Below are 22591 nucleotides of genomic sequence, written 5' to 3'. Positions count from 1 at the left end.
GCCCTCAGCTGGGAATGATGTGGTCGCCGCCCCCGAAGGTCGCCGTCACCTGCTGAACGCCGGTGATGGTGACCAGCTCGACAAAGTTCGCCCCTCCCGTGCTGCCGTTGACATCCACCTGCACCGAGATGTCCGTACCCACCAGCACCGCTTTGACGTAGTTGGCGATATCCCCCGAAATCGGGGTGGCGAACAGCGCCGAGATATCGAGCTTGTCATTGGCGCTGTAGTCGAGGATGCGGTCCTCGGCCTCACTGAGGTTGTTGAACCTGAACACGTCCGCACCGCCACCGCCGCTCAACCGGTCTGCACCCAGACCGCCGACCAGGACGTCGTCGCCGCTGCTGCCGGTCAGCGTGTCGCTGTAGATCGAACCGATCACGCCTTCCATGTTCCGGTAGTTGTCGATGCCCAGGCCCACGCCGGAAAGATCGAGGGACGTGCCGCTGGTGCTTTGCGCCAGCGTGAAGCTGAGCGCGCCGATCGCATCGGACAGGTCGAGCAGGTCGGTGCCCGCACCGCCATCGAGGATGTCATTGCCGGCGCCGCCGCGAAGGACGTCGTTGCCGCTGCTGCCGGTGAGGGTGTCCGCGAAGCGGGAGCCGACCACACCTTCCATGTTCTTGTAGGTGTCTGTGCCGATTCCCGGCAGGGCTCCCGTGTTCCAGAAACCGTTGGTGCCAGCAGCCGGATTGCTGCCTTGTCTGAGGGTGAAGGTGAGTGAGCCGGTGGCATCGGAGAAATCGAGCATATCGATGCCGTCACCGCCATCCAGCACATCGTTGTCCTCGCCCCCGCGAAGGCGATCTTCGCCACTGCCGCCAATGAGTGTGTCCACCCCATTCCCGCCGACGAACAGATCACTTGCGGCCGCTCCGGTCAGGGCGTCCACGTTGCTGCCGCCGTCGAGGAAGGCTGCCTGGTAACTGTTGCCGGACAGGTTGACGCTGGACGCGCCATTGGTGGAGACGAGATTTACCGTCACGGTTCCCGTGGCCGTTCCGCCGGCATTGTCCGAAAGGGTGTAGGTGAATGTGCCGGTGGGGGAGGACGGGTTATTGCCGCTGGCGAAGGTGATCAGGCTGTTGTTCGAGCCTTCGACGAATTTCACGTCGGAGATCGCGCCTGCTCCCAGGCCAAGACCGGTGATGGACAGGAACGACCCATCGACATCGGAGTCATTGCCCAGCAAGGCGGCGACCGAGAAGACGATGCCAGTACCATTGGTTGCATTGAAGGCCGCAGTGTTGTTGGACACGTAGAGCACATCGTTGACTGCAACTGGTGCAGCGTTCACCTGCGTAGCCGTGACCGTGATGCCCAGATTGTCGACGTCGCTGGCGGCGCCATCGCTGGTGGTCATGATCAGCGTGTCTTCGCCGCTGAAGTTGGCGGCGGAGAGGTAGCCGATATTGGCGGCCAGCGTTGTGTTGATCTGGGCGAGGGTTCCGCTGAGGGTGAGGGTGGAGGTGTTGAGGCCGATTACCGAGGCACCGCCTGCAAGCGACTGCGCGGAGAGGGTGCCGTGGGCGACCTGCAGCGTCACTGTCAGGTTGCCCGAGCCAGCATCCACATCGGCGATGCTCAGGCCACTGATGCTCTTGGGTGTTCCTGCAGGAGTGGTCTGGGCGCCGGGCAGGGTGTTGACCGGGGCATCGTTGACCGGGGTGATATCGAGGCTGGCGCTGCCGGCGGCGCTGAGCGAGCCGTCGCTGACGGTGTAAGTGAAGCTGACGGACGTGTCGTCGTTCAGTGCCGGGGTATAGCTCCAGGTGCCGTCGCCGTTGTCGATCAATGTGCCGCTGCCGGCGCTGATCTGCAGGTCGGTCGCGGTCAGGGCTGGGCCGTCGACGTCCGCCGCGTTGGCCAGCAACTGGGCCTGGGTGATCAGGCGGGCGCCGCTGTCTTCGGCAATCGAAGTCAGGGTTACCGGGGTGGTGGTCGGCGCGTCGTTGACCGGAGTGATATCGAGGCTGGCGCTGCCTGCGGCCGTGAGCGAACCGTCGCTGACGGTGTAGGTGAAGGACACCTGGGTGTCGTCGTTCAGCGCCGGCGTATAGCTCCAGGTGCCGTCACCGTTGTCGATCAATGTGCCGCTGCCGGCGCTGATCTGCAGGTCGGTCGCGGTCAGGGCTGGGCCGTCGACGTCCGCCGCGTTGGCCAGCAACAGGGCCTGGGTGATCAGGCGGGCGCTGCTGTCTTCGGCAATCGAAGTCAGGGTTACCGGGGTGGTGGTGGGCGCATCGTTGACCGGGGTGATATCGAGGCTGGCGCTGCCAGCGGCCGTGAGCGAACCGTCGCTGACGGTGTAAGTGAAGCTGACGGACGTGTCGTCGTTCAGCGCCGGCGTATAGCTCCAGGTGCCGTCGCCGTTGTCGATCAATGTGCCGCTGCCGGCGCTGATCTGCAGGTCGGTCGCGGTCAGGGCAGGGCCGTCGACGTCCGCCGCGTTGGCCAGCAACTGCGCCTGGGTGATCAGGCGGGCGCCGCTGTCTTCGGCAATCGCAGTCAGGGTTACCGGGGTGGTGGTGGGCGCATCGTTGACCGGGGTGATATCGAGGCTGGCGCTGCCAGCGGCAGTGAGCGAACCGTCGGTCACCGAGTAGCTGAAGCTGACGGACGTGTCGTCGTTCAGCGCCGGGGTATAGCTCCAGGTGCCGTCGCCGTTGTCGATCAATGTGCCGCTGCCGGCGCTGATCTGCAGGTCGGTCGCGGTCAGGGCTGGGCCGTCGATGTCCGCCGCGTTGGCCAGCAACTGCGCCTGGGTGATCAGGCGGGCGCCGCTGTCTTCGGCAATCGCAGTCAGGGTTACCGGGGTGGTGGTGGGTGCATCGTTGACCGGGGTGATATCGAGGCTGGCGCTGCCTGCGGCAGTGAGCGAACCGTCGCTGACGGTGTAGGTGAAGGACACCTGGGTGTCGTCGTTCAGCGCCGGCGTATAGCTCCAGGTGCCGTCACCGTTGTCGATCAATGTGCCGCTGCCGGCGCTGATCTGCAGGTCGGTCGCGGTCAGGGCTGGGCCGTCGACGTCCGCCGCGTTGGCCAGCAACTGCGCCTGGGTGATCAGGCGGGCGCCGCTGTCTTCGGCAATCGCAGTCAGGGTTACCGGGGTGGTGGTGGGAGCATCGTTGACCGGGGTGATATCGAGGCTGGCGCTGCCAGCGGCCGTGAGCGAACCGTCGCTGACGGTGTAGGTGAAGGACACCTGGGTGTCGTCGTTCAGCGCTGGCGTATAGCTCCAGGTGCCGTCGCCGTTGTCGATCAATGTGCCGCTGCCGGCGCTGATCTGCAGGTCGGTCGCGGTCAGGGCTGGGCCGTCGACGTCCGCCGCGTTGGCCAGCAACTGTGCCTGGGTGATCAGGCGGGCGCCGCTGTCTTCGGCAATCGAAGTCAGGGTTACCGGGGTGGTGGTCGGCGCATCGTTGACCGGGGTGATATCGAGGCTGGCGCTGCCGGCGGCGCTGAGCGAACCGTCGGTCACCGAGTAGCTGAAGCTGACGGACGTGTCGTCGTTCAGCGCCGGCGTATAGCTCCAGGTGCCGTCACCGTTGTCGATCAATGTGCCGCTGCCGGCGCTGATCTGCAGGTCGGTCGCGGTCAGGGCAGGGCCGTCGACGTCCGCCGCGTTGGCCAGCAACTGGGCCTGGGTGATCAGGCGGGAACCGCTGTCTTCGGCAATCGCAGTCAGGGTTACCGGGGTGGTGGTGGGCGCATCGTTGACCGGGGTGATATCGAGGCTGGCGCTGCCAGCGGCAGTGAGCGAACCGTCGCTGACGGTGTAGGTGAAGGACACCTGGGTGTCGTCGTTCAGTGCCGGGGTATAGCTCCAGGTGCCGTCGCCGTTGTCGATCAATGTGCCGCTGCCGGCGCTGATCTGCAGGTCGGTCGCGGTCAGGGCTGGGCCGTCGACGTCCGCCGCGTTGGCCAGCAACAGGGCCTGGGTGATCAGGCGGGCGCCGCTGTCTTCGGCAATCGCAGTCAGGGTTACCGGGGTGGTGGTGGGCGCATCGTTGACCGGGGTGATATCGAGGCTGGCGCTGCCAGCGGCAGTGAGCGAACCGTCGCTGACGGTGTAGGTGAAGGACACCTGGGTGTCGTCGTTCAGTGCCGGGGTATAGCTCCAGGTGCCGTCGCCGTTGTCGATCAATGTGCCGCTGCCGGCGCTGATCTGCAGGTTGCTGGCTGTAAGTCCATCACCGTCGATGTCCGAGGCATGGGCCAGCAGCTCGGCCTGGGTGATGAGGCGCGCGCCGCTGTCTTCGGCAATCGCGGTCAGGGTTACCGGGCTGCTGACCACCGGAGCGTCGTTGATACCGGCAATCCGCACTGTCGCCGTGGCCCAGCTCAGGGTGCCGTTACCCAGGCGAATGGCGTAGGTGAAGCTGTCGGTCAGGTATTCGCCAACCGAGAGGCTTCTGTATGCCGCGCTCTGGAGGAGGTCGCTGGCGTCATAGAGCACCTTCATCTTCCCGTCCAACGGGTCCCGGTTGATCCAGATACGGGCGCCATAAGCGCTGTAGCAATCCTGGTCATGGGCCAGCAGGTCCGCTTGTATCTCCGTCCGGGTCGCCGTGCTGCCATCGGCCGTAACGCCATCGTCCAGCGAATAGAGCGTCTTGGCCTTGCCACCGAGGTCATTCGCCATGACATCCAGGCAGATGTAGTCGAGGCCGTCTTGCACCAGGTTCTCGTAGATAAAGCTGTCGCCGTTCGCTTGGGGAGTATTGCTGAATGAGACGGTGGAGATGGCCATGCTGACGTCCTTTCGCTGAAATTGTTGGTCTTGTGGGCGTTACCTGGGCTATTGCGCGGCGCCAGGCGGGCCCTGAGCCGCCCGCTGTGAACGGGACGCGCGAAGCCCGAAGGCAGCACGCAGGAATCTGCGAGCACCCATGCAAGGGACTCCTGAAGTGAGTAAGGGACCGTGAGGACGAGAGGCACCGACTACAGCGACGGCCAAAGCACTGATGTCAGTTTGATATTCGTTTAGGAGGAGCCCGCGCCTCTGTAAAGGGACGGCCCGGGGCGAAGAGTACTGACGGTCAAAATCACGACGAACGGTGATTTGGAGTCGGAAATTTGACTGACGGTGTGATGACGGCTCGCTCGCGTAGCACGGCGACTTGTAGTGAAACCCGGATGGGACGACCATCTGCCCCTTGATTCGGCCCTGCCCTGGAGAAGACATGGCCCAGCCCCCCCAGGTCGACCCGAAATCCGCCAGGACGGCGTGGATAGGGTCTGGCCGCCCTTGGCGCGTCCTGCGCCGGCCCTTGTTGCTGATACCGCTGCTGATGCTGGCGCTGCCCTGGTCGGCGGACCGCCTGTTCCCGCTGCCCCTGCCGGATGACGATCTGGCTCGGGTGGTCCTGGCCGAGGACGGCACGCCGCTATGGCGCTTCGCCGATGCCAATGGCGTGTGGCGCTACCCCATCAGCCAGGACGAGGTGTCGCCCTTTTACCTCGAGGCGCTGCTGACCTACGAGGATCGCTGGTTCTACCAGCACCCTGGGGTGAACCCCCTGGCCCTGGTCCGTGCAGCCTGGCTCAACCTCACCAGCGGGCGTGTGCTCTCCGGGGGCAGCACCCTGTCGATGCAGGTGGCGCGGCTGCTCGATCCGCACTCGCGCACCTTTGCCGGCAAGTTGCGCCAGCTCTGGCGCACCGCGCAACTGGAGTGGCATCTGTCCAAGGACGAGATCCTCGGCCTCTACCTCAATCGCGCGCCTTTTGGCGGCACCCTGCAGGGCGTGGCCGCCGCCAGCTGGGCCTACCTCGGCAAGCCACCTTCGCAGCTGACCCGGGCCGAGGCCGCACTGCTGGCGGTATTGCCCCAGGCGCCAAGCCGGTTGCGCCCGGACCGTCACCCCGAAGCTGCCCAGGCCGCGCGGGACAAGGTGTTGCGGCGCCTGGCGCAGTTCGACGTCTGGCCCAAAGGCGCGGTGAAGGAAGCCATGGAAGAACCGGTGCTCCTGGCGCCGCGCCAGGAACCCAGCCTGGCGCCATTGCTTGCGCGGCGGCTGAACACCTCCAAGAGCCCGCCGCTGATCCGCACGACCCTCGACGCGGCCCTGCAGCGCCGCCTGGAAGACCTGCTGCTGGGCTGGCGCGCACGCCTGCCGGAACGCACCTCGGCGGCCATCCTGGTGGTGGAGCACCAGACCATGGCCGTGCGCGCCTATCTGGGCTCGGTCGACATCGCCGACGAACGCCGTTTTGGCCATGTGGATATGGTCGAGTCGCTGCGCTCGCCCGGTTCCACCCTCAAGCCGTTCCTCTACGGCATGGCCCTGGATGCCGGGCTGATCCACTCCGAATCCCTTTTGCAGGACGTGCCCCGGCGCTACGGTGATTACCGCCCCGGCAACTTCGCCGCCGGCTTCATCGGCCCGGTGTCCGCCAGCGAGGCATTGGGCATGTCCCTCAACCTGCCGGCAGTGCAATTGCTGGAGGCCTACGGCCCGAAGCGTTTCGCCGGCGAGCTGCGCAATGTCGGCGTGCCGCTGGTGCTGCCGGCGGCCAGCGAGCCGAACCTGGCACTGATTCTCGGCGGCGCCGGCAGCAGGCTGGAAGAGCTGGTCAGCGGCTACAGCGCCTTCGCCCGCCAGGGGCGCGTCGCCCATCTGCGCCTGCAGCCCCAGGATGCGTTGCAGGAACGCCGCCTGCTGTCCCCCGGCGCCGCCTGGATCATCCGTCGCATCCTGGCCGGTCAGGCGCGCCCGGACCGCGATCCGCGTGCACGCCTGACCCAGCGCCCGGTGCTGGCCTGGAAGACCGGTACCAGCTACGGCTTCCGCGATGCCTGGGCCATCGGCGTCGGGCCGCGTCATCTGATCGGCATCTGGATCGGCCGACCCGACGGTACGCCGGTACCTGGCCAGTTCGGCCTGGCCTCGGCCGCGCCCCTGCTGTTGCAGGTGCACGACCTGCTGGTCAATCGCGATACCCAGCGCGGCATCGCCCAGCCGGTGGACCCGCAACCGCCGGAAGTCGGCGTGGCCGCGATCTGCTGGCCCCTCGGCCAGCCCATGGCCAAGGGCGACCCCAACTGTCGCCGCCAGCGTTTTGCCTGGACGCTCGAAGGCACCACGCCGCCGACCCTGCTGGCTGCCGACCAGCCCCTCGGGCTCGGCTTGCGCCAGCCGCTGTGGGTGAATACCGAAGGCCGCCAGGTGGCCGCCGGTTGCAGCGGCGCCCAGGCGCGCGAGCTGGTGCTCTGGCCGGCGCCACTGGAACCCTGGCTGCCCCGTCGCGAACGGCGTGCCGCGCGCTTGCCATTGGTAGACCCGGCCTGCCCGCCGCAATTGCCGCCGGCCGCGGCGCCGCTGTCCATCGTCGGCGTGCGCGAGGGCGACCAGCTGCGCCGTCCGTCCGGCAGCGCCGAGCCCCTGCGCCTCAAGCTCTCCACCCTCGGTGGCAGCGGCCGGCGCTGGTGGTTCCTCGATGGCGCACCGCTCACCGCCACATCTGCGGAGGAGAGCTTCAACCAGGAGTTCCGGCGCAGCGGCCGCCACCAGTTGAGCGTACTGGACGAAACCGGGCAGACCGCTCGTCTGGAGTTCGCCGTCACGGACTGACTGAGCGTTCAAGTTTTTTGCATTGGGCGCCGATATGAGTTGTTGGCAATGGATGGGAAAATTGTCGAACAATTTGTATACAATTATTCGTTCCCTCGTCCTGCCTCCAACAAGAACTCCCAAGGAGACAACTCCATGCGCCTCTGGCAACGCAGCATTCAGTGGCAGCTGATCCTCAGCATGGGCGCGGCCCTGCTCGCCGGCATCCTTATCGTCATCGGCATCTACTCGGTACTGATGAACCGCCTGACCGAACGTTTCCTGCTGGATGAAGCCTTGCCCGCCCGCGTACAGGCCATCGGCAATGCCCTGGAGCGCACCCTGGCCGCGCCCATCACGGCCAACGCCAGCATCGCCGAGAACGCCCTGGTGCAGGACTGGCTCGCCGAAGGCGAGGACCCGGCCCGCGCCGAGGCTTTCGCCCGCTACCTGGAGGGTGTGCGCGCCCAGCAGAACGCGACGACCACCTCCATCGCCGTGATGGACAGCGGCCACTACTACACGGGCCAGGGGCTGGCGCGCACCATTTCCCGCAGCCAGCCGGAGAACCAGTGGTTCTACCGGCTGGTGGACAGCAACCGTAACCGAGTGCTGGAAATCGACATCGACAAGGGCACCCGCCTGCCCACCCTGTTCATCAACCAGCGCATCAGCCGTAACGGCAGAACCCTTGGCGTCTCCGGCCTGGGCTACAGCCTGCAGTCCATGTCCGAGATGATCCGCGATTTCCGCTTCGGCGAGCGCGGCCGGGTGTTCCTGATGGACAACGAGGGCAACATCAAGGTCCACCCGGACGCTGCCCTGAACGGCAGCGCGCGCCTGGCCGACGTCTTCGGTACCGACTCCGCCTCCGGGCTGCTGGCGTCCGGTGGCAAGGCCATCCGCTTCAGCCGTGATGGCGAGGACTACCTCGCCCTGTCCCGTCCGCTGGAAAGCCTCGGCTGGCAACTGGTGAGCGAAGTGCCGGAAGCGGAAATCTACGCCGAGGCACGCAAGGCCATGGTGACCAGCAGCTTCGCTGGTTTCGGCGTGCTCGCGCTGTGCCTGCTCCTGGTGGTGGTGCTGGCCCGTGGGCTGGTGCGGCCGATTCGCCAGGTCACCGCGGCATTGGTGGAAATCGGCGGTGGTGGCGGTGACCTCACCCGTCGCCTGGACGAAGGCCGCGCGGACGAACTCGGTGACCTCGCCCGTGGTTTCAATCGTTTCCTGGAAAGCCAGCGCAGCCTGATCGGCGAAGTGCTGGACACCAGCCAGCGCCTGCACAAGGTGGTCGGCCAGGTGGCGCAGGTGGTGGACAACACCGCGACCCGCGCCGGCCAGCAGCAGGAAATGACCGACATGGTGGCGACCGCCGTGCACGAGATGGGCCTCACGGTGCAGGAAATCGCCCGCAACGCCGGCGCCGCCGCCCATGCCTCGCAGAACGCCCGCGATGAATCCCTGCAGGCGCGCCAGGTAGTGGGCGAGTCGGTGGGCCATATCGAGAAAATGTCCGACGAGATCGGCGTCGCGGCTTCGGCTGTGAGTGAGCTGGCCAGCCATGTCGCTTCCATCGACCAGGTGCTGGCGGTGATCCGTGGCATCTCCGAACAGACCAACCTGCTGGCGCTGAACGCCGCCATCGAAGCCGCCCGCGCAGGCGAGATGGGCCGGGGCTTCGCCGTGGTCGCCGACGAGGTACGGACCCTGGCCAGCCGCACCCAGTCGTCCACCGACGAAATCCAGCAGATGATCCAGCGTCTCAAGCACGGCGCTGAAACCGCGGTGCATTCCATGCACGCCGGCCAGGCTGCCACCGGCACGGGCGTCGAGGCCAGCCAGCGCACCGGCACGTCCCTCGGCGCCATCACCGATCAGGTGGAGCGCATCAGCGACATGAACCACCAGGTGGCGGCAGCGACCGAAGAGCAGTCGTCGGTGACCGAGGAAATCAACCGCAATGTCCAGGGCATCGCCGACCTGGCCCACGCCACCGCCAGCGAAGTGCGCGGCTGCCGCGAGGAATGCCAGACCCTGAGCCGCCTGGCCGGCGACCTGGCGCAGCAAGTGGGCAAATTCAGGTTGTGAGTGGAGCTGTAAAGTTCTGAGCCAAGCTGCTTGCCGAGTTTTGCGGCTGTTTCTGGTTTCGCCTTCCCAGGCGAGTCCCTTTTTCAAACGTCGGAATGCCGCCCACAAAAAGGAACCAAAAGGCTTGCCCCTGCATCCGGCCGCGGCTTCGCCGGGGTTCCCTCCCTCCATCATTGCGCCGGGGGCGTGGCGCGAGGGGCCATCCATGGCCCCACACGCCTCTCGCGGCATCCATGCCGCTCGTCCCCCTTTGCAACGATTCCGCTCGGCCTTCTGAAGGGGCGAGCTCGCTGCCCCACCGCTTCTGCCCAGCTTCAGGCGGCGTATGGGCTTCAGGATGACTTTGAATTTGCCGGCGCGAGTCACCCCTCTCCTCTTCAGGGAGAGGGGGCGGGGGTGAGGGGGAGCAGGTTGGCGCGAAAGCTTGGAACTCCGTTTTTGGCCTGTCACTTCAACGTCAGCGCAGATTGAAATCACCACCACTGCGAACGAATCACCCGTTCCTTTTCAGGACGAGCCACCCGGCGAGATGGACGCTGGACCGGGTTCCTCTCCCGCCATTTCCAACCTGTCCCGCCCCAGTGCCTTGGCGCGGTACAGTGCATCGTCCACGCGCTTGAAGAAGGCCTCGGCGCTGCCACCGTCGCGTTCGTCGAGGCGGCCCAGACCCAGGCTGGCGGTCACCGGCAGGTGCTGGCCGCCGAGCTCGAAGCCACGGTTGGCCAGGTCCTCGCGGAACAGCTCGGCCAGCTGGCGGGCCTGCTCCATGCTGGTGTCGGGCATCAGCACGCCGAACTCTTCGCCGCCCAGGCGCAGCAGGGCGTCGCTGTCGCGACGGAAGAATTCACGCATGCGCTCGCCGAATGCCCGCAGGCAGGCATCGCCTACGCTGTGGCCGTGCTCGTCGTTGATCCGCTTGAAGAAATCGATGTCCATCAGCAGCAGCGACAGCTCGCTGCCATGGCGCTGGGCGCTGGCGCACATGGCCGGAAACAGGTTGTTGAACTGGTAGCGGTTGCCCAGCTGGGTCAGGCCGTCGGTGCGGCTGAGGATATCCAGACGCTGGCGCTGCTCCAGCAGCTGCAGTTCCAGGGCAAGCATGTTGGTGTATTCGCGGTGGCTGCGATTCAACGCCAGCAGCAGGTAGCTGAAGTAGAAGGCGAGGGTGATGAGCTCGGCCCGCGTGCCCTCCGGCGATACCGCCAGCACCAGCAGCCCCGGCAGGTACAGCATCAGGATGGCGATGATTGCACGGCGCCGGCGCATGGAGAAGTTGAAGGTCATCGCGGTACTGAAGGCCACGGTGGCCAGCGTGGCGATCAGGCGGGAAGGCTGGAAGTCGGGGGCCAACAGCACCCAGCCGTGGGCCAGGCCCCAGCCAACGGACGACACCAGGATTACGCCCCAGTGGCGGTCCAGCCAGCGCTGCAGTTCGGTCTCGCTGCCCGCTTCGGGGGGACGGTGCAGCAGCCGCGCCGCCAGCAACAGTGCGAAGAACGCACTGCCGATCGAACCCACGGCCAGGTGCTGCAGCGGCGCCGCGCTGAACTGCCAGCACAGCAGCCAGGCCAGCAGGTAATAGACGCCGCCGAGTCGTGTGCGCGAACGGGTGTCCTGTACTTCGCGCCAGAGACTGAAACGCTCCGGGGAATGAGGGAGGTCGGCGTCGGTCATCTTTCTGTGATCACAGATACAGCAGAGGTCGGCTGAGCTTAGTCGTTCTGCCAACGCAATGACATCAAGTTGATATTGGTGCCGTTCATCCCCGACGAATGAGCCAGACGCCGCCGATGATCAGCGCCAGGCCAGCCAGTTTGCCGATGCTGACAGGCGCCTCGCGATAACCCGCCCAGCCGAAGTGGTCCAGCATCAGCGCCATGCTCAGTTGCCCGGCCAGCACCAGCGTCATGAACAGCAGGGCGCCGATGCGCGGACCGGCGAAGGCGGCGGTAGCGATGAACACCGCGCCCAGCAGGCCGCCGCCCCATTGCCACCAGCTCACGCCCTTGAGCGCCTCGAAGGTCGGCATTTCTCGCTGTATCAGCACCACCGCGAGCAGGGCGAGGGTGCCCACCAGGAAGGACACCAGGGCAGCGCTCATGACGCTGGAAATCTGTTTGGCCAGTTGGCCATTGATACCCGCCTGCAGCGGCAGGAAGGCGCCAGCGACGAAGGGCAGGGCGAGCAGCCACCAGGCCTTGGGCATGGCGATCTCCATGGGTTCGAGGGGGCGCCTAGTATGCCCGAGGCGCTCTTTCGCGCGCGCACTGGTTGCATCCCGAACGTCCAGAAAGCGCTGAAACCCGCGCCAGCCGTGGGATTCAGCGTGCCTTATAGAAACGGTTAATACCAAGTCGAAGATTGTCTAGGGCGGTTCACTGATCTGTCATGACCTCAGAAGTACGGGGCTGAGGGGCCCCGGCGACTAGGCAAGACGAGATAGGGACGCATATGAAGAACAAGACGAACTGGATCAACCTGGGCTCTGCCCTGACCCTGGCGATGGTGTTCTCCCTGACCGGTTGCAGCAGTGGCGGCGGGGGCTCGAAGAGCTTCGTCGACAGCGCGAGCAGCGATGCACCCGCCGATGCCAACGCGGGCGCTGATGGTGGAGATGCGGGGGCTGGCGGTACGGGAGATGGCACCGGCGGTGGCACGGGTGGTGGCGTCGTGGATGGCGGCACCGGCGGAGGCACCGGCAGTGCCGGCGGTGTTGGTGGTGGAACTGGAGGAAGCACTGGCGGCGGCACGGGTGGTGGCGTCGTCGATGGTGGCACCGGTGGAAGCACTGGCGGCGGTACCGGCGGTGGTGTGGGTGGCGGCTCGGGCGGCGGTACTGGAGGCGGCACAGGTGGTGGCGTCGTCGATGGCGGTACCGGCGGAAGCACTGGCGGAGGTACCGGCGGCGTCGGTGGTGGAACCGGCGGTGGTAGCGGAGGCGGCACTGGCGGTGGCGTCGTCGATGGTGGTACTGGCGGCGGTACGGGAGGCGGCACGGGTGGTGGTGTCGTCGATGGCGGTACCGGCGGAGGCAACGGTGGGGGTACTGGCGGTGGCACTGGCGGCGGAACTACGTCTCCCAGCCTGGTGACCGCCGAAGTGCTGCAGGACGCTGGCGGCATCGTGTCCGGCGCCGGTAATGCCGTCGATCAAGCGGGCCAGGCCGTCGGCAATCTCCCTCTCGCGGGCAACCAGGACCTCACTGGCGGGGCGGGCGACCTGGTGTCTTCGGTCGGCCAGGCCACCGACAGCCTGGGGGATGGCATCCAGAATGGCGTCGGCCAGTTGGGCAAGGACGGCAACGCCCTGGGCACCACAGTGGGCAGCCTGGGTGAGGCCGTGAGTGAAGTAGGCGGCGGCGTTTCGGCGCTGGGCGATGGCGTGAAGGCCGTCTCCGACTCATCGGCCATAGAGCACCTGCCGGTGCTTGGCGGTACCGTCGGCGGTGTTGTGGACAAGGCCGGCACCCTGGTGGACGGTGTTGGCGAACAGGTCTCCATGCTTGGCAACACCCTGGACACCGCTGCCACCAGTGGCCCGCTGGGCGACGTTACCGGAGCCGTCGGTGACAAGCTGGTGCCGGTGGTCAGCCTGGCCGAAAGCGTGACCGGCAAGCTGGGCAGCGCTACGGGCCTGGACCAGCCTGTGGGCAGTCTGCTGGACAAGGCTGGGGAAACCCTCGGGGCCGTCGGCGACAAGGTGGCCGATGGTGTCGATAACCCCCTTGGCGAGGCTGTTGGTGACACCCTGGCGAAGACTGGCGACGCCCTCTCCACCGGTGGCGGCCTGCTCGATCAGGCGGAAGGCGGCAGCAGCCCACAGGCGGGCCTGGACACCCTGGTCGGCGAGGTGGCCGCTACCACTGGGCAGATCGGCCAGCAGACCGGCCTCGCCGCGCCTGTGGACAACCTGCTGGAAACCGCCGGTGGCGTGGTGGCCGGGGCCGGCAGCGGGCTGGATGCCGGCAGCGGCAATGGCCTGGTCAGCGCCGCGGGTGGTGCGGTGGTGGAAACCGGGCAGACCGTGGCATCCCTCGGCACCCTGGTAGGCGGCGACGGCGTGACCAACAACCCGGCTGGTGCGCCCGTCGCGGCGCTCACCAGCGATGTGGGAGGCGCGCTGACCCCGGTGGTGCAGACGGTTGGTGCCGCGACCCAGTCCGTGGGCGACGCAAGCGGTCTGGGCGACCCGGCCGGCAACCTGGTGCAGCAGGTCGGTGGTGCGGTGAGCAGCCTTGGCCAGCAGGTGGACGTCGCCAGCAGCAACCCGGTGGTGAGCCAGGTCGGACAGACCGTCGGCGGCACCGGCCAGGTGGTCGAAAAGGTCGGCACCCTGCTCGAAGGTGGATCGGCAAGTGGCGGGGCCGTGGGTGACCTGGGTGTGTCGCTGCAAGGCACCGTTTCCGGAAGCCTGACCGGCACCCTCGGTGGCGGCCTGCTGGGTGGCCAGGGCAACTGACCGCCTTTCGCCGGGCTCCATTCCGGGGCCCGGCGCTCTCCTGTAAATCCCGGCTACGCGATCAGGGAGTGACCCCATGCGCGCTTCAGCAGTACTGCTCGCGCTTGGCTGCGTGGTGCTCAACCAGGCCCAGGCGCAACAGAATCCGGTGTACCTGAACAGCAACGAAATCGAACGCCAACTACCCACGCCCAACCTTCCGGCGGACGCCTACCGGCCTCGCTCCCCCGCCCTCAGACTGCCTGAGGCCGCCAAGCCGCAGCCACTGAAACTGAACACTCGCGTCAGGGTTCGCGAAGTGAAGATCGAGGGAGGCAGCGTCTACCCCTTCGCCGAGCTCAAGGCGGTCTACCAGCCCTTCGTCGGCCGCGACGTCAGCCTCGCGGAACTGATCGAAGCCACCCGCAGCGTGACGCGGCGCTACCAGGAGGACGGCTACCTGCTGTCCTACGCCTTCCTGCCGGTGCAAGGGTTCGAGCAGGGGCGGGTGCGGGTGGTGCTGGTGGAAGGTTACGTGAAGGACTACCAGTTCCAGGGCGACATCGGTGCCGCGCGTGCCCACGTCGACAAGCTGGCGGCGCGCCTGCAGACCGAGCGCCCGCTGAAACGCGCCACCTTCGAGCGCTACACCAGCCTGATGGGGCGCATACCCGGCGTCACCCTGAGCGCACGGGTTCCGCCGCCGGCCACCACCGACGGCGCCAGCCATCTGCAGATCCAGGCGAAGCGCAAGCCCTGGACCAGCAGCCTCAACTTCAGCGAAGACAACCGGGGCAGCGCCCAGGCCGTGCTGGGCCTTTCCAGCAATGCCCAGACCGCCCTGGCCGAGCAGGTCAGCTTCAGTGTGCTGGCACCGCCCGGCGAGGATGACGAGCGCTACTACCGGCTCGATTACAGCCAGTACCTGGGCAGCGACGGAACCCGCCTGAACCTCTACGGCTCCCACTACCGCAGCCAGCCGGGGGACGATCTGCGCCTGGCCAACGGCCTGGAGCTGGAGCGGCACCTGAGCAATGACCGCCTCTCCATCGGCGTCAGCCATCCGTTCATCGCCGCGCAGAAACAATGGCTGAGCCTCGGCGCCCGCCTGTACGGGGTGAACGATCGGGTGCGCTATGACGTGGTCGGCTTCCCCCTCAGCATCGACGCCGATACCGACCTGCGTGCGCTTGCCTTCGAAGGCGATTGGAACCGCTCCGACGACCGCCGTCTGCGCATCATCAGCGCTGGCCTGTATCGGGGCCTGGATGCACTCGGCGCGCGCACCGACAACGGCCTGTTCGACGTCGAATTCACCCGCCTGCGCCTGTCCGGCGTGCAGAGCGATCGCTTCGCCGAGCGCTGGCAAGGCGTGCTGTCCGCGGCGCTCTACTGGAGCGAGGACAACCTCCCGGACGCCGAGCAGGTGGTATTCGGCGGGCAGAACTTCGGCCGTGGTTATCCCAGCGACCAGGCATCCGGCGACAAGGGCTGGGGGGCGGCCTATGAGCTGAATTACAGCCACCGCCGCGAGGGGCAGTGGCTACGCCTGTTGCAGCCCTATGTGGTGGTGGATGCCGCACAAGCCTGGTTCAACGAACAGCCCATCGCCCGATCACGCCTGTCGTCCCTGGCCACCGGCCTGCGCCTGGGGGATTCGCGTTACTACAACGTCGCCCTGGAAGTGGCCAAGCCGATGTCCGACGAAGCCCTCGACAGCCACAACCGCAGCCCGCGGGTGACCTTGAGTTTCAGTTACCAGCTGTAGGCGGAACGGATGGACGGGGTGCGCCATGCGCACCGGCGCTGATTCTGGATTGCGGCAAGAGGGGCGCCGGGAACGCCGGTGGTGTGTGCGGCGCGCCCTACCCAGTTGGAGGGCAGCGAAACGAGCAATGAAAAAGGCCGCCGTCCCGGGCAGCCTTCTTCTATCGAGTCGGTAGGTTCAATTGCTGACCAGCTTCAGATGCGGCTGGGGGAACTGGGCCTTGATCACTTCCACCAGGCGTTCCAGGTAGATGGGTTTGCGGAAGAAGTCGATGACATGCAGGCGCAGCACATCGATCACGTCGTCCATGTCGGCATGGCCGGAAGTCACGATTACCGGCAGGTGCTGCTTGGTTGTGTGGGCGCGCAGTCGCTGGATCAGGCGTATCCCGCTTTCTTCGGGCATGCGCAGATCGGTGACGACCAGGGCGATATTGGGGTGGAGCAGCAACAGCTCGGTGGCGCTCCTGACGGACGTCGCGGTATGGCAATAGAAGCCTTCGCCTTCGAGCATCTCCGCCAGTTCCAGCAGGATGTCTTCTTCATCGTCGACCAGGAGCAATTGCTGTCGCAGCAGGGGAGTAGAGGACATTGGAAAGGCCTCCTGCCGAGTTAATGCATGGTCCGTTTTTTATTGATCGGACAGATAACTTTCGGATGCTGCTTATGGAGTAGCTACGAAGCTGTCCCTGATGGCCTCGAACGTGTCAGATACGCCATTCTTGATACCAGGACTGAATGTAATGATCGCGACTGCAACCATTGCTGCGACGATTGCGTATTCGATACCGGATGCGCCCTCTTCTTCCTTCGAAAACTTCTTGAATTTCTTGATCAGAGACATCAGGGACATGGTTGAAAGCTCCTTGCCGTGTAGGTTTTCTGCCAGAGGCAAGCTGAGCGTCGTCGAGAGTTTTGGCGAATGCAAATGTAAGAAAGCATTAATACCAAGGTTATAGTTTTCCGCCACAGTAGCCTTTCACCCAGAAGTGGGTGCTGCACACCCAAAGTTTGGTCCTTATGCATATATAAGTAGCACTTGTATATATGTGTGGGGAGGCTTTGTGCGCATGGGAATATTTATCGAAGCCGCAGAATGATTTTTTTCTTGCAGGGTGAAAACTTCTGCTAAACAGATTTGCAGGGCGGGTGACAGATTGTGGAAGAGGCGGTTGCTGGCCGGCCGCCAGGTGAAGATGCCCCCACACGCAGGGGCTTGTAGTTCTCACGGCAGAGGGAGTGCCAGATGAGTAGCCGAATGACCATTGCCTTGGCCGCAGTGCTGCTGTTGGGTGCGTTGCTGGCCGGATACTGGGGAGTTGTGCTCAGCAGCGCGCCGCAGGCCGTCCAGACGGCCGAGCCGGTCGCATCCAGCGAAACCCCCAGCCTCACCTCCGATGCTGCCGACAAGTTGCGTACCCCCGTGGTGGTCGCGGCCCGGGAGCTCAGCCCGTTCGTGGCCGTCACCGCCGAAGACCTGCGTGTCGAAGAGCTGCGCATCGCCCCGCCGGGCAGCTTCAGCAAGGTCGAAGACGTGATTGGCCGCCGGCCCTGGACGCCGGTGCCCGCCGGCAGCTGGCTCGGGCCGGCCAGTTTCGAGGCCGGTGGCCCGCTGGCGCACATGATCCGGGCGGACGAGCGCGCGGTGGCCGTGCCGGTGGATGAAGTGGTGGGCGGCGGCGGCCATCTGCGGCCGGGCGACTATGTCGACGTGCTGCTGTTCCTGCGCGGTGAGGGCGGCCAGCCGAGCGCCCAGGTGGCGGTGCCGGCCCTGCGGCTGCTGAGTTTCGGCGAGAACCTGGGGCCCGACTCCGACGGCCGGGCCAGTAAGCCGGCCAAGGAGGGCGAGCAGGTGGAAACCCGCAAAGCCAGCACCGCCGTGCTGGCCGTGCCGGAGACTCAGGTGACCCGCCTGATGCTGGCCAGCCAGGCCGGTTCCCTGCGCCTGGCGGTGCGCAGCGCCGACGAACGCCTGCTGGAGCGCTACCAGACCGGCGAACTGAGCGCCATGCCCGTGGATGCCGCCAGCCGCAACCTGATTCCCCTCGAGTCGCTGAATGCGGCGCCGGCTCCCCGCCGCGTCGTGGCGCCCGCTCCGGTGGTGGTTTCCGCCGGCAAGGGGCCGGGAGTCGCCGTCTACCGTGGCGCGGAGCTGACCCGCCAGATCCCCTGATACCGCAAGGAACGCCCCGATGAAGCGCCGGATCGCATGCATGATCATTCCTCTGCTGGGCTGCGCGCCCCTGGCCGCGTCGGCGGCGCCGGGCTGCGACGCATTGGGCCAGGCGCCCGGCGTGGTGGAGGTGGGGCAGGGGCGCCAGGAACTGATGAGCTACCCGCTGGCCATCACCCGCCTGGCCGTGGGCGATCCGGAAGTGGCCGACGTGCAACTGGCCGACAAGCAATCCTTCCTCATAACCGGCAAGCACGCTGGCGCCACCAGCCTCATGGTCTGGACCGCTTGCAGCCGCGAGCCGCGCCGCAGCCTGGTCTACGTAGAGGGCACCGCCAGTGCGTCACTGGCGCAATCCCTGGAGGAACCCCGCGAGGCCGACCCGGTGCCCAGCCAGGTACAGACCGACATCCGCTTCGTCGAAGTCAGCCGCGGCAAGCTCAAGCAGGCCAGCACCTCCCTGGTGCGCCAGGGCTCGAACCTCTTCGTGCTCGGCGCGCCGGGCAGCCTCAACAACATCTCGGTGACACCGGGCGGTGGGCTCGATGGCACCTTCGGCAACCCCGCCGGCGGTTTCAACATCATCTGGGGCGGGGGCAGCAGCAAGGTGCTGGGCTTCATCAACGCCCTGGAAAACAGCGGCTTCGCCTACACCCTGGCCAAGCCCAGCCTGGTGGCCCTGAGCGGGCAGAGCGCGAGCTTCCTGGCCGGCGGTGAGTTTCCCGTGCCGGTGCCCAATGGCGACGGCGACGACATCACCATCGAGTACAAGGAATTCGGCGTGCGCCTGACCCTCACGCCTACCGTGGTCGGCCGTCAGCGCATTTCCCTGAAGGTGGCGCCGGAAGTCAGCGAACTGGACTTCAGTTCGGGCATCAGCATCGCCGGCACCCAGGTGCCGGCGCTCAAGGTGCGGCGCACCGACACCAGCGTTTCCCTGGCCGACGGCGAAAGCTTCGTCATCAGCGGCCTGATCAGCAGCCAGAATGTCGCCAACATCGACAAGTTCCCCGGACTCGGTGACCTGCCGGTGATCGGCGCGCTGTTCCGCTCCTCGCAGATCGACCGCGAAGACCGCGAGTTGCTGATGATCGTCACCCCGCACCTGGTTCAACCGCTGGCGGTGGACGCGCAACTGCCCGAACTGCCTGGCGAGCAGCTGCGCCGCTACGACCCGGGCTTCTTCGACTTCTACCTGAACGAGCGCGGCGATTTCGACCGCCGTGCCGGGCTGTCCGAATGAGGCCGTCATGAGCCAGACCTTCCTCGCCTTCACCCGCAACAACGCCGACCTGGAATGGCTGCAGGGCGCGTTGACGCCGCTGGGGCAGGTGCTCAGCGCGGGCCGTGGCGCCCTCGACGAACTGCTCGGGCTGATCGAAGTCACCGGCGCCAGCCTGCTCTTCGTCGGCCTGGACCGCGACAACCTGGTGGCCCAGACCTCGCTGATCGAAGGCGCCCTGGCGGCCCGTCCGATGCTCGCGGTGGTGGCCATGGGCGACGGCCTGGACAACCAGCTGGTGCTCAATGCCATGCGTGCCGGCGCCCGCGACTTCATCGCCTATGGCGCGCGCACCAGCGAGGTGGCCGGGCTGGTGCGGCGCCTGGTACAGCGGATGCCGAGCGTGCTGCCCAATCACAACGCCGGCCGCATGACCGCGCTGTTCAGCCGCCAGCAGGATGCCGACGCGGCGCTGCTGGCGGCGCATCTCGCCCTGGCCATCCAGCAATGCGGCCAGCGCACCCTGCTGATCGACCTCGGCCAGCCCCAGGGCGACAGCCTGGCTCTGCTGGGGCTGGAGGCGTCCTTCCATTTCGCCGATGCCCTGCGCAACCTGCGCCGCCTCGACGCCGCGCTGATCGACAGCGCCTTCGGCAGCCATCCCGATGGCTTGCGCCTGCTGGTGCAGGAAGCCGGAGGCGAAACCCTGGAGCGCATCAACGCCGCCGAGCTCTACCTGCTGCTCGGCGCCCTGCGCCAGCATTTCCAGCACATCGTGGTGAATCTGGTGGGCCAGCCCGACAGCGATGCGCTGCGCATCCTCGTCGGCAACGCCGACCAGTTCCTCTGGTGCACCGACCAGAGCGTGCCGGACTGCCGCCGCAATATCGAACTGCTGGGCCGCTGGCGCGACGCGGGGGTCAAGCTGGAGCACGCGCAATTGCTGGTGGACCGCCACCTGCGCGGGGTGGCGCCGGAGCCCGAAGTGCTGGCCCGTTCCTTCAACCTGCCGGTGGCGGAGACCCTGCCCAACAGCCCCGAACTGCGGATGAACGCCAAGAACCAGGGCCGCAGCCTGTTCGAGCTGGCCCCCCGTGAACGCCTCAGCCAGCGCCTGCGCGGGCTGGGAGAACGCCTGGCATGCATCGAGCAGCCGAAGTCGCGGCCCTGGCAGCGCCTGTGGAGCGTCCGCTGATGAGCGGCGAAAGCCTGTTCGGCGGCGCCGCCCGCTACACCCAGCTCGGTCACAACGACCCGCAAGGGCTGAAGCTGGTGCTGCACCGCTACATCATCGACGCCATCGACGAAGACGGCGTGAACATCCTCGAAGGCGTGCGCAGTGCGGTGTCGCAGTACGTCATCGACAAGGTGGTGGAGTTCGTCGGCCGCCATCACCTGGCCGTTTCGCGCTATGAAATGGAACGCCTGGCCGAGGAACTGGTGGACGAACTGACCGGCTTCGGCCCGCTGGAAGTGCTGCTGCGCGACCCCGGCGTCACCGAGATCCTGGTCAACGGCCCCTGTCGCATTTTCATCGAGCGCGAGGGCGTGCTGCACCAGAGCGATCTGCGCTTCATCGACGACCAGCACGTGCTGCGGGTGATCCAGCGCATCCTCGCACCGCTGGGGCGTCGCCTCGACGAGTCCAGCCCCATGGTCGACGCGCGCCTGCCGGACGGCAGCCGGGTCAACGCCATCATCCCGCCCATCGCCCTGGACGGCCCCTGCATCTCGGTGCGCAAGTTCCGCAAGGACCTGCTGCAGAGCTCCGACCTGCTGGCCTACCAGTCCCTGGACGAAGCCATGCTGCAGTTCATCCGCCGCGCCGTGGGCGAGCGCTGCAACATCCTGGTCAGCGGCGGCACCGGCACCGGCAAGACCACCTTGCTCAATGTCATGAGCCTGCTGATCGACGGCCATGAGCGCCTGGTCACCATCGAAGACACCGCCGAACTGCAGCTCAACCATCCCCATGTGGTGCGCCTGGAAACCCGTCCGCCGAATGCCGAGGGGCGTGGCGAAGTGGCCGCCAGCGACCTGATCCGCAACGCCTTGCGCATGCGCCCGGACCGCATCATCCTCGGGGAGATCCGGGGCGTCGAAGTGCTCGACGTGCTGCAGGCGATGAACACCGGCCACGACGGCTCCATGAGCACGGTGCACGCCAACTCGGCGCTGGACTCCCTGCTGCGCCTGGAAACCCTGGTGGGACTGACCGGCCGCCAGGTGGCCGAGCGCACCCTGCGGCAGATGATCTGCGCGGCCCTCGACCTGGTGGTCCAGCTCACCCGCCTGCCCAATGGCCGGCGCTGCATCAGCGAAGTGGTGGAAGTGGTCGGCGTGCGCGATGACGTCTATGTCACCAACTGCCTGTTCCGGCTCGACCGGGCCAGCGGCCGCTTCATCAGCGAGGCGGCGAACCCGGCCGGGGAGAAACTGCGCCAGGACGTGGGAGCCGCGCGGTGAGCGCGCCGCTGCTGCTTGGCCTGCTCTGCAGTCTGCTGCTCGCCCTGGGCGGCGCGCTGCTGCACAAGGGCTGGCGGCAGTCCGGCGAAGAACGCGTCCTGCAGCGCCTGGGTCAGGACCTGGCGCCCCCCGAACCGGGCTCCAGCCGCGCGGGCTGGCTGGAGCGCGCCTTCCTGCGCGCCGGCCTGGAGTTGCCCCGCGAACGGCTCGGCCTGCTGCTGACGTTCTGGCTGCTTGCCGCGTTGCTGGCGGCACTGGCCGGGGGCTGGATAACGGCGCTGGCGGTCGTCTCGCTGGTTCCGCTGGGGCTGCGTGCCTGGCTGGGCTGGCGCTATCGGAAGCGGGTGAAGCGCATGGTGGAACAGTTGCCGCAGCTGCTCGACCAGGTGGTGCGCAGCCTGCACGCCGGGCGCACCCTGGGTGATGCCGTGGTGCGTGCCATCGATGCCTCGCCCGATCCGCTGCGCGCCGCGCTTGCGCGGGTGTCGCGTGATGTGCAGCTGGGCGTCGGCCTGCCCGATGCCCTGCAGGAGGTGGCCGATCTGTTCGAGCAGGAAGAGCTGCGCATCCTCGCCCTCGGCGTGCGGGTCAATCACCGCTACGGCGGCAGTGCCAGCGAGCTGCTGGGCAACCTGATCAAGGTCATCCACGAGCGCGAACAGATCGCCCGCCAGTTGCGCGCCATGACCGGAGAAACCCGCTTCACCGCCGTGGTGCTGGCGATCCTGCCGATTTCGGTGGCCGGTTACATCCTGGCGGTGAACCCCAGCTACCTGCTCAGCCTGTGGATGGACGCCAGCGGCCAGCGCATGTTGCTGACGGCCTTCGCCATGCAGGTGCTGGGCTGCATCGTCCTCTGGCGCATGTTGAGGAGCGTGTGAG

General features: G+C 66.7%; 15 protein-coding genes. 9 read left to right on the top strand and 6 right to left on the bottom strand.

Going from position 1 to position 22591, the window contains the following annotated elements; translation table 11 throughout:
- Positions 1 to 4 precede the first annotated feature (4 nt).
- A complete protein-coding gene (locus tag FXN65_RS24885) occupies positions 5 to 4753 on the bottom strand; it encodes a beta strand repeat-containing protein (RefSeq protein ID WP_151137423.1) in 4749 nt (1582 codons plus the stop codon).
- Positions 4754 to 5294: 541 nt separating this feature from the next.
- Here FXN65_RS24885 and pbpC point away from each other — a divergent pair.
- Together pbpC and FXN65_RS24875 are read left to right on the top strand one after the other, a co-directional pair.
- Positions 5295 to 7577: a peptidoglycan glycosyltransferase PbpC gene (pbpC, locus tag FXN65_RS24880; RefSeq protein WP_244620778.1), complete on the top strand. Its 2283-nt coding sequence runs from the start codon at positions 5295 to 5297 to the stop codon at positions 7575 to 7577.
- A gap of 135 nt (positions 7578 to 7712) precedes the next feature.
- A complete protein-coding gene (locus FXN65_RS24875; RefSeq protein ID WP_151137421.1) occupies positions 7713 to 9644 on the top strand; it encodes a methyl-accepting chemotaxis protein in 1932 nt (643 codons plus the stop codon).
- Between the two features lie 507 nt (positions 9645 to 10151).
- Here the strand turns inward: FXN65_RS24875 and FXN65_RS24870 are convergent.
- The 3 genes from FXN65_RS24870 to FXN65_RS28065 all read right to left on the bottom strand — a co-directional run bounded on the left by FXN65_RS24870 (position 10152) and on the right by FXN65_RS28065 (position 12797).
- On the bottom strand, positions 10152 to 11318 hold the full coding sequence (locus FXN65_RS24870; protein WP_151137419.1) for a GGDEF domain-containing protein: 1167 nt from the start codon (positions 11316 to 11318) through the stop codon (positions 10152 to 10154).
- Between the two features lie 85 nt (positions 11319 to 11403).
- Positions 11404 to 11850: a DMT family transporter gene (locus tag FXN65_RS24865; protein WP_151137417.1), complete on the bottom strand. Its 447-nt coding sequence runs from the start codon at positions 11848 to 11850 to the stop codon at positions 11404 to 11406.
- 188 nt (positions 11851 to 12038) lie between these two features.
- Positions 12039 to 12797: a hypothetical protein gene (locus FXN65_RS28065; protein WP_178119396.1), complete on the bottom strand. Its 759-nt coding sequence runs from the start codon at positions 12795 to 12797 to the stop codon at positions 12039 to 12041.
- Between FXN65_RS28065 and FXN65_RS24860 the strand changes: the two genes are divergently transcribed.
- Complete coding sequence (locus tag FXN65_RS24860; protein WP_178119395.1) at positions 12744 to 14102, top strand: collagen-like triple helix repeat-containing protein; 1359 nt, start codon at positions 12744 to 12746, stop codon at positions 14100 to 14102. The two genes, FXN65_RS28065 and FXN65_RS24860, sit on opposite strands and share 54 nt — an antisense overlap.
- 76 nt (positions 14103 to 14178) lie before the next feature.
- Entirely contained in the window at positions 14179 to 15849 is a 1671-nt protein-coding gene (locus FXN65_RS24855; protein WP_151137413.1) for a ShlB/FhaC/HecB family hemolysin secretion/activation protein, read from the top strand.
- A 177-nt stretch (positions 15850 to 16026) separates the two neighbouring features.
- Here the strand turns inward: FXN65_RS24855 and FXN65_RS24850 are convergent, their stop codons facing one another.
- Positions 16027 to 16440, bottom strand: a complete 414-nt coding sequence (locus FXN65_RS24850; protein WP_151137411.1) for a response regulator — start codon at positions 16438 to 16440, stop codon at positions 16027 to 16029.
- Positions 16441 to 16512: 72 nt separating this feature from the next.
- The gene (locus FXN65_RS24845; RefSeq protein WP_317890030.1) at positions 16513 to 16701 is read right to left on the bottom strand and encodes a Flp family type IVb pilin; all 189 of its coding nucleotides are present in this window, start codon (positions 16699 to 16701) and stop codon (positions 16513 to 16515) included.
- Positions 16702 to 17106: 405 nt separating this feature from the next.
- On the opposite strand from FXN65_RS24845, the gene cpaB reads away from it, so the two are divergent.
- Genes cpaB through FXN65_RS24820 form a run of 5 tightly spaced genes read left to right on the top strand, consistent with a single transcriptional unit; the run spans position 17107 to position 22590 of the window.
- Complete coding sequence (gene cpaB, locus FXN65_RS24840) at positions 17107 to 18021, top strand: Flp pilus assembly protein CpaB (RefSeq protein WP_342212755.1); 915 nt, start codon at positions 17107 to 17109, stop codon at positions 18019 to 18021.
- Between the two features lie 40 nt (positions 18022 to 18061).
- Positions 18062 to 19264, top strand: coding sequence for a type II and III secretion system protein family protein (locus tag FXN65_RS24835; protein WP_394351258.1), 1203 nt, complete (start codon positions 18062 to 18064; stop codon positions 19262 to 19264).
- A 7-nt stretch (positions 19265 to 19271) separates the two neighbouring features.
- Complete coding sequence (locus FXN65_RS24830) at positions 19272 to 20438, top strand: pilus assembly protein (protein ID WP_151137405.1); 1167 nt, start codon at positions 19272 to 19274, stop codon at positions 20436 to 20438.
- Positions 20438 to 21709 carry a CpaF family protein gene (locus FXN65_RS24825; protein WP_151138951.1) on the top strand — a complete coding sequence of 424 codons (1272 nt, stop codon included), beginning with the start codon at positions 20438 to 20440 and terminating at the stop codon, positions 21707 to 21709. Before FXN65_RS24830 ends, FXN65_RS24825 begins: the two co-directional genes overlap by 1 nt.
- Positions 21706 to 22590 carry a type II secretion system F family protein gene (locus FXN65_RS24820; protein WP_151137403.1) on the top strand — a complete coding sequence of 295 codons (885 nt, stop codon included), beginning with the start codon at positions 21706 to 21708 and terminating at the stop codon, positions 22588 to 22590. Before FXN65_RS24825 ends, FXN65_RS24820 begins: the two co-directional genes overlap by 4 nt.
- The last annotated feature ends 1 nt before the right edge of the window (position 22591 follow it).

Source organism: Pseudomonas lalkuanensis (assembly GCF_008807375.1).
GTDB classification, from domain to species: domain Bacteria; phylum Pseudomonadota; class Gammaproteobacteria; order Pseudomonadales; family Pseudomonadaceae; genus Metapseudomonas; species Metapseudomonas lalkuanensis.
Note: the sequence above shows the minus strand (reverse complement) of the source record. Positions and strands in the feature narration are given on the sequence as shown.

Bases quoted from the DNA above. Each gene is read 5' to 3' on its own strand.
- FXN65_RS24885 (WP_151137423.1), bottom strand. From the start codon at position 4,753: ATGGCCATCTCCACCGTCTCATTCAGCAATACTCCCCAAGCGAACGGC.
- pbpC (WP_244620778.1), top strand. From the start codon at position 5,295: ATGCTGGCGCTGCCCTGGTCGGCGGACCGCCTGTTCCCGCTGCCCCTG.
- FXN65_RS24875 (WP_151137421.1), top strand. From the start codon at position 7,713: ATGCGCCTCTGGCAACGCAGCATTCAGTGGCAGCTGATCCTCAGCATG.
- FXN65_RS24870 (WP_151137419.1), bottom strand. From the start codon at position 11,318: ATGACCGACGCCGACCTCCCTCATTCCCCGGAGCGTTTCAGTCTCTGG.
- FXN65_RS24865 (WP_151137417.1), bottom strand. From the start codon at position 11,850: ATGCCCAAGGCCTGGTGGCTGCTCGCCCTGCCCTTCGTCGCTGGCGCC.
- FXN65_RS24855 (WP_151137413.1), top strand. From the start codon at position 14,179: ATGCGCGCTTCAGCAGTACTGCTCGCGCTTGGCTGCGTGGTGCTCAAC.
- FXN65_RS24850 (WP_151137411.1), bottom strand. From the start codon at position 16,440: ATGTCCTCTACTCCCCTGCTGCGACAGCAATTGCTCCTGGTCGACGAT.
- FXN65_RS24845 (WP_317890030.1), bottom strand. From the start codon at position 16,701: ATGTCCCTGATGTCTCTGATCAAGAAATTCAAGAAGTTTTCGAAGGAA.
- cpaB (WP_342212755.1), top strand. From the start codon at position 17,107: ATGACCATTGCCTTGGCCGCAGTGCTGCTGTTGGGTGCGTTGCTGGCC.
- FXN65_RS24835 (WP_394351258.1), top strand. From the start codon at position 18,062: ATGATCATTCCTCTGCTGGGCTGCGCGCCCCTGGCCGCGTCGGCGGCG.
- FXN65_RS24830 (WP_151137405.1), top strand. From the start codon at position 19,272: ATGAGCCAGACCTTCCTCGCCTTCACCCGCAACAACGCCGACCTGGAA.
- FXN65_RS24825 (WP_151138951.1), top strand. From the start codon at position 20,438: ATGAGCGGCGAAAGCCTGTTCGGCGGCGCCGCCCGCTACACCCAGCTC.